At 35.3% G+C, this 11,790-nt stretch carries 9 protein-coding genes; 6 read left to right on the top strand and 3 right to left on the bottom strand.

The features are described 5' to 3' along the window. Positions 1-15: 15 nt before the first annotated feature. Together AB8B52_RS07575 and AB8B52_RS07570 are read right to left on the bottom strand one after the other, a co-directional pair. Entirely contained in the window at positions 16-2,253 is a 2,238-nt protein-coding gene (locus AB8B52_RS07575; RefSeq protein WP_406026784.1) for a DNA topoisomerase 3, read from the bottom strand. Positions 2,254-2,665: 412 nt separating this feature from the next. Beyond that, the gene (locus AB8B52_RS07570; protein WP_406026782.1) at positions 2,666-3,631 is read right to left on the bottom strand and encodes a peptidoglycan DD-metalloendopeptidase family protein; all 966 of its coding nucleotides are present in this window, start codon (positions 3,629-3,631) and stop codon (positions 2,666-2,668) included. A gap of 192 nt (positions 3,632-3,823) precedes the next feature. On the opposite strand from AB8B52_RS07570, the gene AB8B52_RS07565 reads away from it, so the two are divergent. From AB8B52_RS07565 to lpxD, 6 genes are all read left to right on the top strand, one after another. Further along, complete coding sequence (locus AB8B52_RS07565; RefSeq protein WP_406026780.1) at positions 3,824-5,377, top strand: DEAD/DEAH box helicase; 1,554 nt, start codon at positions 3,824-3,826, stop codon at positions 5,375-5,377. Positions 5,378-5,648: 271 nt separating this feature from the next. After that, positions 5,649-6,098 carry a KTSC domain-containing protein gene (locus tag AB8B52_RS07560; RefSeq protein WP_406026779.1) on the top strand — a complete coding sequence of 150 codons (450 nt, stop codon included), beginning with the start codon at positions 5,649-5,651 and terminating at the stop codon, positions 6,096-6,098. A gap of 53 nt (positions 6,099-6,151) precedes the next feature. Continuing rightward, positions 6,152-6,739 (top strand): hypothetical protein, encoded by a 588-nt coding sequence (locus AB8B52_RS07555; protein WP_406026777.1) that lies wholly within the window; start codon positions 6,152-6,154, stop codon positions 6,737-6,739. A gap of 44 nt (positions 6,740-6,783) precedes the next feature. Further along, a complete protein-coding gene (locus AB8B52_RS07550) occupies positions 6,784-8,334 on the top strand; it encodes an SDR family NAD(P)-dependent oxidoreductase (RefSeq protein ID WP_406026775.1) in 1,551 nt (516 codons plus the stop codon). Positions 8,335-8,568: 234 nt separating this feature from the next. Next, positions 8,569-9,687, top strand: coding sequence for a DEAD/DEAH box helicase (locus tag AB8B52_RS07545; RefSeq protein ID WP_406026773.1), 1,119 nt, complete (start codon positions 8,569-8,571; stop codon positions 9,685-9,687). 293 nt (positions 9,688-9,980) lie between these two features. Beyond that, complete coding sequence (lpxD, locus tag AB8B52_RS07540) at positions 9,981-10,970, top strand: UDP-3-O-(3-hydroxymyristoyl)glucosamine N-acyltransferase (protein WP_406026771.1); 990 nt, start codon at positions 9,981-9,983, stop codon at positions 10,968-10,970. Between the two features lie 334 nt (positions 10,971-11,304). Here the strand turns inward: lpxD and AB8B52_RS07535 are convergent, their stop codons facing one another. Next, positions 11,305-11,568 carry a hypothetical protein gene (locus tag AB8B52_RS07535; RefSeq protein ID WP_406026769.1) on the bottom strand — a complete coding sequence of 88 codons (264 nt, stop codon included), beginning with the start codon at positions 11,566-11,568 and terminating at the stop codon, positions 11,305-11,307. Positions 11,569-11,790: the final 222 nt, after the last annotated feature.

Genomic DNA, 11,790 nt, shown 5'->3' with positions numbered 1-11,790 from the left:
CTCCGTCATTCAACATCAAAATCCAACTCGAAAATCACACCCAACCTTATAATTGCTGCAACCAAAAGCGGCTTTCCCTTTTAGAACCTTCCCAGTTTTACATTTAGGACAAGCAGCACCAGCTTCAATAGTTGCTTTTTTCACCACCTGTTTCGGTTCAAATTTTAGTTTGAAATTCGCATCAAATCGCAACAAACCTTCTTGAGAACTGCCTTCAATTTTAAAACCTTTTAAGTTGATCGTAGAGCCTTTTGTTAACAACCGAATGTATTGCTTTTCTGAAATTTTCTTATCACCAAAACTAAAAGTCAAGGTAAAATCACAAGACTTCCCATAAAGATTACAGCCATAAGCCGATTTCCCTTTTAAAAGCTGACCCGATTTACATTTAGGACAAGACTGACCAACAAGTGTTTCCGTTTTTCCTTTTGAATTTTTCTTTAAACTCGATTTCGACTTCAAAGCAGGTTTATTATTTACTGCGGAAATCCTTGTTTGCACCTTTTCACTCCGAACTTCATAAACTAAAGCATCAACCATGCGCTTCATGCCTTTTATAAATGCACTAGCGCTAAATTCACCTTTTTCAATATCCTTTAATTGCTTTTCCCAACTTCCCGTAAGTTCTGCTGATTTAAGCAATTCGTTTTGTATGGTATCTATCAACTGAATTCCTGTTACTGTAGGAAGTAATTGTTTCTTATTTCGTTTGACATATTTCCGTCTAAATAGCGTCTCAATAATATTAGCACGTGTCGATGGACGACCAATACCATTCTCTTTCATAATATCTCTTAGCTCGTCATCATCTACTTGCTTGCCTGCTGTTTCCATAGCGCGTAGGAGAGAGGCTTCCGTAAATTGATTTGGTGGCTTGGTTTGTTTTTCTAAAAACGACGGTTGATGTGGTCCTTTTTCACCTTTAACAAAAGCCGGTAGCATGTTATCTTTTGATGCGTCATTTGCACCCGAAGCCTCAAATACAATTCGCCAACCCTTAGACAAAATCTCTTTTCCTGTAGTTTTAAAATTCACATCTGCGGCTTTCCCAATCACTGTGGTATTAGAAACTTTACAATCGTCATAAAACACAGCAATAAAACGTTTTACGATAATATCATACACCTGCTGCTCGTTGTATTGCAGATTGGTTTGCATGCCTGTTGGAATTATAGCATGGTGATCCGTTACTTTCTTGTCATTAAAAACGCGCGCAGATTTCTTTATCTTTTTATCTAAAAGAGGTGAAGTAAGCTGCTTATAGTCAACAAGTTTAGATAATATACCTTTTACTTTTGGATACACGTCATTCGGTAAAAAAGTAGTATCTACTCTTGGGTACGTAACCACTTTTCTCTCATATAAGCGTTGTGCAATTTTGAGTGTATCGTCTGCTGAAAACCCGAATTTTGTATTGCAATACACCTGTAAACCAGTAAGGTCAAATAATTTTGGTGCATATTCTGTGCCTTTCTTTTTAGTGGTCGATACAATTTCAAATTCGTGCTCTTTAACTTTATTGGCCAATAGTTCGCCATCTTCCATTTTTAGAAAACGCCCTTCTTCGTAACTAAAAAGCGTATCTCGGTAAAGTGTTTGTAGTTCCCAATAGGGTTGTGGCACAAAGTTTTCAATTTCTTTAAAACGATTCACAAGCATGGCTAATGTTGGCGTTTGCACGCGTCCTACAGAAAGTACTTGCTTGTAACCGCCATGTTTTACGGTATAAAGTCTTGTGGCATTGATGCCTAAAAGCCAATCTCCAATAGAGCGTGAAAACCCAGCATAATAGAGATTATCGTAATTTTCAGAAGGTTTTAAATTTTTGAATCCTTCTTTTATAGCTTCCGTCGTCAAAGATGAAATCCACAAACGCAGCACTTTACCCTTATAATTTGCTTCGTTAATGACCCAACGCTGAATGAGTTCTCCTTCTTGACCAGCATCACCACAGTTGATGACCACTTCAGCTTTATCGAATAAACGTTTTACAATGTTGAATTGCTTTTTTATACCATCATTGTTAGAAACCTTTACCTGAAACTTTTCTGGTAACATGGGTAAATTGTTGAGATCCCAACTTTTCCAATACGGTTTGTAATCTGCGGGTTCGTATAAGGTACACAGATGTCCAAACGTATACGTCACCGCATAACCATTACCTTCATAGTAGCCATCGTGTCTTGTTGTGGCTCCTAATACAGATGCGATTTCTCTGGCAACACTTGGTTTTTCGGCAATACAGACTTTCAAATGTGTTTAAGTTTTTGAAGTTGCAAATTAGTGAATTTTAAAAATATTTTATCACCAATACGCGAATAGATTATCTTAATTCTATTTCAAATTTAGAAATCAAAATAAGACCTAAAAACAAATAAAATCTTGAATAAAATAATAGAGGTCAGTAGATAGTGACTTCAAATAGAGTTCAAATTTGAGCTAAATGTTTGGTTGAGCGCAGTCGAAACCTACTTTTTGTAAACGACTAGTTCTCGACTGCGCTCGAACGGACAACACAACTAAATTTAAAACTATAAGAATAAAGATATTAGTTTTTGCTTTGGATAAGTATTTAACTACTGACCTCGATAAACTAATTTTCTCAGTGAGTGAGAATGTAGTCTTGGATCTTAATTCTAAAAACGAAGCGGTCTATAATCTTGTCCTAAAGTTCTAAAACTAATTTTTGTCCAATTTTTAAAGGAGAGGATTGCGTAATACCATTGGTTTTACAGAGCTTAGCTACAGACAAATTATTTCGTCGCGATATACCATAAAGCGTATCGCCTTTTTGTACGACATGAAATTTGGGACGCTTCGTTAAATTCAAGAGGGCGGCTTCATCTGCGGATCGTATGACTTTAACTTTGCTTATGCGCTTAGAATTATGAAAACGTGCATGTGTCCATTTCTGTGTCACCCAAACGTTTTGGGATCTTATGGTGTTTTTTGAAGAAAAATCAAACAAATATTCAGGATGAATCGATTCGCCTTTATATGAAAGTTCTAAATGTAAATGGCTACCTCTTGAGTTACCAGTATTGCCACCTTTACCAATATATTCGCCTTTCGCAATGGTATCGTTTGCTTTAACAGCGATATAAGATAAATGCGCATACGTAGATTCTAAACCATTATAATGGCGTACTACAATTGTATTTCCAAAGCCATTAGCATATCTAGCAAAACGTACAATACCATCAAGTACAGAAACGACACTATCACCTGTGACTAAATCAATATCAATACCGTTATGTGGCCGACCTCTTCGCCAACCGTAACGCGAAGTCACGACTTTGGTATGAGGCACTGGAGAGGCATAAGTGGTGTCGGTAAATTTTAATTCTAACGGAAATTCTTGGTTTGTATCTACATAAGGATTATGCAAGGTGGTATCCCAATAGTCGGCTTTAATATCAATACTATTTTTATCAATAGTCTTGATTTTGGTCTTTATACCTAAAAGATCCACTTCTTTTTTTATAAAGGGAATTTCAATAGCTTCAATAACAACTCCTTTATTAGATCTAATCGTCTGTAATTCAATTTTTAATGACTTGGAATTTGGTACATCTTGGGCTAAGACCTGAAGCGAAACGCAAAAAATAAGACTAAAAAAAATGGACTTCATAGAGGGAAAAAATAATCTCGTCGGCTTTTGAAACGTAAATATATAATAAATATTATTTATCTTGAAAATGAACCTGAATTTGAAATAACCGATTTTAAGGCTATTAGAAAAATATCCATAGAACTCTTACTTTTTTCGTCGGTTAAAGTGTTGTAAATTTGCAACTGCAATTAATACTTCGAAATAAAATATATGTCTCAAACAAATCAAGCTGTTCAAGAAAAAAAAACTGACAAAGAATTATACGACTATCAACAAGGCGCTATAAGTCAAATTTTTGAAAAGTTCGATAACGAACGTGAGGATTACCACTTACTATACCAATTGCCAACAGGTGGTGGAAAAACCGTTATTTTTTCTGAAATGGTTCGTCAGTACCTTAAAAATCACGATAAGAAGGTTTTGATAATGACGCACAGAGTAGAACTCTGTAACCAAACCTCTAAAATGCTAGATGGTTTTGGCGTGACGAATAAAGTGGTAAATAGTAAGGCGAATTTAGATGACCAAGCAGAATATTCGTGTTTTGTAGCTATGGTTGAAACCTTAAACAACCGTTTAAACGACGATATGCTAGACATCTCAGATGTTGGTTTGGTGATTATTGATGAGGCACATTACAATTCCTTCACCAAGTTATTCAAATTTTTTGAAAAATCCTTTATTCTTGGCGTTACTGCGACACCCTTAAGTTCTAATAAAGAGTTACCAATGAAGGATAACTACGATGAACTTATTACTGGTGAAACCATAGAAAATCTTATTGAAAATGAATTCTTAGCACGAGCCGAAACTTATGCGTACGACATGGGCTTAACGTCTTTAGAAGTAGGTTCTAACGGAGATTATACGGTAAAATCGTCTGAAGATTTATACTCGAGTCCTGCCATGTTGCAAAAATTAGTAGATGCTTATAAAAAACATTCGCTTGGAAAAAAAACCTTGATCTTTAATAATGGAATTAACACTTCAATAAGTGTCTATTATGCTTTTAAAGAAGCTGATTTGCCAGTAATGCATTTGGATAACACAGCGACAAAAAAGCAACGAAAGCAGATTTTACAGTGGTTTCACGAGACACCAGATGCTATTTTAACGTCGGTAAGTATTTTAACTACAGGTTTTGATGAACCAACCATTGATACCATTATACTCAATAGAGCCACAAAGTCATTGACGTTATATTACCAAATGATTGGTCGTGGTTCTCGTATTTTGAACAATAAATCGAAATTCACAACTATAGATTTAGGGAATAACTTATATCGTTTTGGACCTTGGGGAGCGGATTTGGATTGGCAACTGATCTTTAAGTCACCAAACTGGTATGCAGATCGTATTAAGGATGATGCGGCTATTGAATCTAATTTTAAGCACGATTTATCAGACGAGATAAAAGATGAATTTTCAAAATCTGAAGAAACGTATTTCGATATCAAACAAACGTATAAAGATGCTGTTGATAGTGGTGAATCTTCAAAAGTAGTTTTAGAACGTTCCATAGAACAACATGCTAAAATTTGTATTGAAAACAGTGAAGATGTTTATGACGCACTAGCCTTAGCAAAATTATTAAAAGACGATATCAACCAACGTATTGAAACCTATGCTAAATGTATTAGTAGAAGCACCTACAACTTCCTAAAATGGTTGAAGGATGATTACGAAAAGAAATTGAAATCGTATTTAAGAACTAATTTTGATGAGAAGTTTGAAGAGATTCATGGGTTTCCGCCTGAAGAGTAGGTGGTAATGCTCTTCTGGCTTTGCCTGCTTTTTAAACCTTTCAGGTTTTAAAAACCTGAAAGGTCTGACTCAATAGAGAAGCCTGATTTTTTATACGTTGCTCATTTACCCGTTTTAGGAGCTTTTCAAAGCCACCTTCTAAGAAGGTGTGGTTTTTTACTTATATGGAATACCGAAATCACTTAATAATCAATAACTTTTTATCTCACAATCCATAACTATTTATCTCACGAAATAACGTAATTTCGCGCCTCAAAATAAAGCACTTCAAATGAAACGCATTAAGCAATACAAAACACTTTTTTCTATCGAAGGTTCAATCGATTTAAAAACCTTAAAGAAAACCTATAGAAATTTAGTAAAAGAATGGCATCCAGATAAATTTCAAGATGGAGATGAAGGTCAAGAAGAAGCTGAAAAGAAAAGTGTTGAAATTATCGATGGGTATCATTTTTTAGTGAGTATTGCGCCAGAAACTAAGGCTGCAAATCTTGAAGAATACACCGAGTTAATTACAAATTCTGGTATTCAAGATTTTCAGCATAAAGGTTTACAATTAGAGATTACATTTTTAGATGGTAGTACTTATGAATATTTTGGAGTGCCTAAAAACGTTTTTATTAAGTTTGTAAATTCAGACAAACAAATGCGTTTTGCAAGACGAAGTATTTTCAATTCTTATTTGTACAGAAAGTCTAAGAAAGAACTTGCAGAAGCGTAAAATAAGGCAGAAGTAATTCTTAATTAGATGTGTTAAAAATTAACTCCAACGTTATGAGAAAATTAGTAGTATCATACCTGCTCTTCATCCACCTTTTTGGCTTTGCACAGAATGAATCGGATAAAAATGAAGGTTTTTTTAACATCACCAAAATTGGGTACATTTCTAATACTAAATTAAAACAAGAGGTCTTTATTGAAGGCGAAGGCAGCTTTTTTTCTGATCTTCCGAGTGAAAATTCTGATGCTTGGAGTTTACAAACTATAAACGGCTATTTTATTTCGCCAACTTTTTCTCTTGGAATTGCAATTGGATTAGATGGTTATAACAATCCAAATTTTAATACTTTACCAGTTCTACTGGACATTAGAGCATATGTATCGGATGATGAAGATGCTTTTTATACCTTTTTAAATATTGGACCTTCTCTAAGAATCGGTGGTGAAAATTCAAAATTAAGAAAAGGCATGGTGTTTAATATAGGTATGGGTTATAAATTTAAAGTTGCGAATAATTTATGTTTAGTATCAGACCTTTCATTTGCTCATAAGACGATAAGCCTTACAGAGGAATGGATTGGTACATCTGATTTTGTAATAAGAGCGAACGGAGTTGGATTAAGCCTTGGCGTTCTTTTCTAAAAATTGATTTTAAAATTAAGAGGACTTAATATACATTTTAAACAATGAGCAGCGATAACACAGAACCATCTAAAGAAATAGCTTCAGAAGATATTGAAAAATGTATTAGCATTTTAGAACATCTGGTTGCAAATACTGATGACATTTTTGAAATACCAGAAGCTCAACGTACTGCTTTAATCAAAGCTTCTGGACAATTATCACGTCCGAGTAGAGAAGAATTTTCGCGTCGTAAAAAAGATGCGAAAAAAGCTGCCAAACGAAAGCAAGCTGCACGCGATAAAAACGCCAGAAAAGTCACAGGCATAAGAAGTGCAAGGGAAGCGCACATTTTTGTGGCACCTAAATTATTACCAGAAGCCGATTTAAAAGCGAAAGAACAACTAGAATTAGAGTCGCCAAGAAACTGTTACGTCTGCAAAACCCTATTTACCAAATTACATCATTTTTATGATCAGATGTGCACGGAATGTGGTGATTTTAATTACGCCAAGCGTTTTCAAACCGCAGATGTTAAAGGGCAAGTAGCTGTTATTACAGGTTCGCGATTAAAAATTGGATATCATATTACTTTAATGTTATTAAGAGGAGGTGCAACGGTTATTGCAACGACGCGTTTCCCTGTGGATTCTGCTTTACGATTTTCTAAAGAAGAAGATTTTACAGAATGGGGACATCGCTTAAAAATTCATGGATTAGATTTAAGACATATTCCGAGTGTTGAAATCTTCTGTAATTTTATAGAGCAACGCTACGAAAAACTCGATATTCTTATCAATAATGCGGCACAAACCGTAAGACGACCAGCTGGTTTTTACAGCCATCTCATGCCAAATGAAGAACGACCAATAGAAGACTTCCCTAAATTTGCACGCGATTTACTCAACGATCATTCGGAATGCTTGCATGAGTTAACGCAATTAACTTCTGGAGCATCCTCTAATAAAAATATGCCAGTCACATGGCATGGACCAGAACCTGGTATTGGACTAAGATCGTCTGCTAAATTATCTCAGATTCCTTACAGTTTCGATAATACCTTGGTATCCCAAGAAGTCTTTCCCGAAGGAAAATTAGATGCCGATTTACAACAAGTCGATTTAAGAAAAACCAACAGTTGGCGCTTAAAATTAGGTGAAATTGAAACCACTGAAATGATTGAGGTTCAACTCGTTAATTCTGTCGCACCATTTGTATTGTGTAACCGTTTGTCTGAAGTTATGAAGAAAGATCACACAGGTCAAAAACACATTATCAATGTATCTGCGATGGAAGGGAAGTTTCACAGTTTCTTTAAAGAAGATCGTCATCCACATACCAATATGGCCAAAGCGGCTTTAAATATGTTAACACATACTGCTGCTGGTAGTTTGGCTAAAGAAGGTATTTATATGAATGCCGTGGATACAGGTTGGGTTACCGATGAAGATCCGGCTGAATTAGCAAAACGCAAACAAGAGTTACACGATTTTCAACCACCATTAGATATTGTTGATGGCGCTGCACGTGTTATGGATCCGCTTTTTGATGGTATTAATACAGGGAAACACTGGTGTGGGAAATTCTTGAAGGATTATCGTCCGATAAGTTGGTAGCAGAATCTCAATAGTTATTGAGAGAAATCGAAGCCGAAGTTGAAGACGAATTCGAACGTTGTACTATCCACTTCATTTTGATATTTAGGATTAATGTCTTGTTGAGCGCAGTCGAAACCTATTTTGTAAGAGAATTTAGATCGTTTTACTAAATTCAACAAGCCAACTAATTTTCGACTTTAAAATTACTAATTATGCAAAGTACAAATTACCTTTGTGCAACAATAAAACACTATGAAAACATTTTCAGAATTAGGCATCCATAAAAACTATATCAAAGGATTAAAAGAACTGGGTATTGTAAATCCGACAGAAATACAACAAACTGTAATTCCGACGCTTTTAAAATCTAAAACAGATTTAATCGGCTTAGCACAAACCGGAACCGGAAAAACAGCTGCTTTTGGCTTGCCAGTGTTACATGCGATTGATGTTAATAATTCTGATATACAAGCTTTGATTATTGCACCAACGCGCGAATTGGTTCAGCAAATACAAAAACAACTGTTTCGATTCACAAAGTACATTGACCAAAAGATTTTTTCTGAAGGTGTTTATGGTGGCGAAAAAATAGACCGTCAGATTAAAAACTTAACACGAACTACGCATATCGTCGTAGCCACACCAGGCCGTTTATTGGATTTGGTAGAACGTGGTGCTGTTGATATTTCGAATGTAAAGATTCTTGTTTTAGATGAAGCCGATGAAATGCTAAGCATGGGTTTTAAAGAAGATTTAACTAAAATTTTAAAATACAATACTAAAAAACGCAATACGTGGTTGTTTTCTGCAACGATGCCAGACGAAATTAAAAACATTGTAAAAACGTATATGTCTGCTGATGCAGTGCGAGTTGAAGTGAATAAAAATGCTTTGGTGAACGAAAATATTTCACACCATTTTATTCATACCAGTATAAAGGATAAACAACATATGATTATCCGAATTTTGGAAAAACGCCAAGACGAAAGAGGCATCATTTTTTGTAGAACTAAAGCAGGCACACAGGCCTTAACACATCAATTACAGCAAGAGGGATTTGCGGTTGGCGCTTTAGAAGGCGACATGCAACAACGCGAACGTGATAAAGTGATGCGAGCGTTTAAAAATGAAAGTGTACAAGTTCTAATTTCTACAGACGTTTCGGCACGAGGTATCGATGTGAATAATCTTGCTTTCGTGTTACATCACCAATTGCCAGAACATTTAGAATATTACACGCATAGAAGTGGTAGAACTGCTAGAGCAGGAAAAACGGGACTATCCATTGCTCTTATTATTCCTGGAGAAATGCAAAAAATATTAGACATTCAAAAAGCGTTAGGCATTTCGTTTCGGGAGATGACTATGTAACATATTTTTAGATCACCTATTTTTTCATTATCTGTTTATTGATACTTTTTGATGATGCCAGCGGCATCAAATAGTTGTAAAAACAATCATCTATGGTTAATTGCGACTTCAGAGGAGTCGCACCTTTTAGAAAAATATGAGTACGACGAACCAATCCTTTGTAGTCGAAGTCCGTATTGATTTTTTCTAATTCTTACTCTGAACCCATAAAAATTGTCTAAGGTTGAAAAAAGACATTTTCAAAATTTAGTATTATCTTGTGTGTTTTATAATTAACATACAATTTAAGACCAATGAAATCATTCTCAATAGAAGACATCAATGCCATTGTAAATGGTACCGTTTTTGGCGAAACCACAAATGTAATAACAGGATTGGAACAAATTCAGAAGGCAAACGAAAATCAGGCTACCTTTATTGGTAACCGTAAATTCGCAGGCTTGTGGAAAGATTCTAAAGCAAGTTTAGCTATTGTAAATGACAATATTGATATTGAACCTGGCGAAAATCGTGTGTTTATTAAAGTGAAAAACGCGGATTTGGCAATGGCTAAACTATTAGAAACATTTACACCTAAGCCACCACATTTCGAAACTGATATTCATCCTTCGGCAACGATTGATAAAACTGCTAAAATCGGAAATGGAAGTCGGGTAGGAGCTGGTTCCTATATTGGTAAAGATGTGGTTATAGGCGAACATGTTACCATTTATCCTAATGTGACTATTATGGATGAAACTACAATTGGAGATCACACCGTCATATGGTCTGGTACTATTATTAGAGAACGTTCTGTGATTGGTAGCCATTGTATTTTTCATAATAATGTGAGTATTGGAGCTGACGGTTTTGGATATCGTCCAAGTGATGATGGAAGAGGCCTCGTTAAGATTCCGCATATTGGTAACGTGGTTATTGGTAATGCTGTAGAAATTGGTGCGAATTCTTGTGTAGATCGTGGTAAGTTCAGCTCAACGATTTTAGGCGATGGTTGTAAGATTGATAATTTGGTGCAGATTGCGCACAATTGTGTCTTAGGCCGTTCTTGTATTATGGCTGGAAGTTCAGGACTTGCAGGTTCGGTAACCTTAGGTGATGGTGTGGTTATTGGAGGTAGTGCTTCTATAAAAGATCATACTACGATTCATTCTGGTGCAACCGTTGGTGCTGGTTCTGGTGTTATGGGTGATGTGGCTGCTGGAAAAACGGTATTGGGTTATCCTGCAGTAGATTCTAGAGAGATGCTAAAACAATGGGTAGCGTTGCGCAAATTGGCGCGATAGGTCAGTAGTTAGATACTTATCCAAAGTAGAAAATAACATATTGATTTTTAGGGTTTTAAATTAAATTGTGTTGTCCGTTCGAGCGCAGTCGAGAACTAGTCGTTTACAAAAAGTAGGTTTCGACTGCGCTCAACCAGACATTTAACTCAAATTTAAACTCTAATTTAAGTAACTATCTACTGACCTCTACAAAGTTATTTATAATATAAGTGTATTTGGTTATTTTGTTTTTGAAGAGTGCTCTCATAGTTAGGTTCCATTGTGTTTTCAGATAAATTAGTCAATCGAATAACTCATTAACTTACTAACCCAATAACTTTCACCAATAAAAACACTAAGCAGATTTCTGTTCAACATTTTGTTTTAAATGCAATAAGCCAGCGACCATACCATCTAATTCATGTTCTAAAAACGTTGGGTTTCTTTTACTGAAGCCTGTAATTGTATTGCTGTAAAGTTCTACGCCAGCATGATTAATGCAAACACTGTAGGTGTCGTTTTCGGCATCTAATTTTACTGAGGTTCGGTAATCACTTGAGACTAATAACCAGTAACATAAACTATTAATCTGGTTGAATAAAGAGAATTTAGTTTCCATAAAACATCTATTTAAGTAATCATAGACTGAGGGAAATCTGATTACAAAGTTATCCGTATATACATTTGAAATCTAAATTATGTGCTGTAGCGACCAATTTTATCGACTATAGGATTCAAACAACTTTAAAATCGGTTAATTAGCAAGGTTTTATTTCTGGCACACTTGTTGAATACTATAACGTATTATTAATAAATTAAATATAATACAATGAGTACAGGA

The organism is Winogradskyella sp. (genome assembly GCF_045105575.1).
GTDB lineage: Bacteria > Bacteroidota > Bacteroidia > Flavobacteriales > Flavobacteriaceae > Winogradskyella.
The sequence above is the reverse complement of the archived record's forward strand: the minus strand, read 5'-3'. Positions and strand labels throughout refer to the sequence as shown.

Bases quoted from the DNA above. Each gene is read 5' to 3' on its own strand.
- AB8B52_RS07570 (WP_406026782.1), bottom strand. From the start codon at position 3,631: ATGAAGTCCATTTTTTTTAGTCTTATTTTTTGCGTTTCGCTTCAGGTC.
- AB8B52_RS07565 (WP_406026780.1), top strand. From the start codon at position 3,824: ATGTCTCAAACAAATCAAGCTGTTCAAGAAAAAAAAACTGACAAAGAA.
- AB8B52_RS07560 (WP_406026779.1), top strand. From the start codon at position 5,649: ATGAAACGCATTAAGCAATACAAAACACTTTTTTCTATCGAAGGTTCA.
- AB8B52_RS07555 (WP_406026777.1), top strand. From the start codon at position 6,152: ATGAGAAAATTAGTAGTATCATACCTGCTCTTCATCCACCTTTTTGGC.
- AB8B52_RS07550 (WP_406026775.1), top strand. From the start codon at position 6,784: ATGAGCAGCGATAACACAGAACCATCTAAAGAAATAGCTTCAGAAGAT.
- AB8B52_RS07545 (WP_406026773.1), top strand. From the start codon at position 8,569: ATGAAAACATTTTCAGAATTAGGCATCCATAAAAACTATATCAAAGGA.
- lpxD (WP_406026771.1), top strand. From the start codon at position 9,981: ATGAAATCATTCTCAATAGAAGACATCAATGCCATTGTAAATGGTACC.
- AB8B52_RS07535 (WP_406026769.1), bottom strand. From the start codon at position 11,568: ATGGAAACTAAATTCTCTTTATTCAACCAGATTAATAGTTTATGTTAC.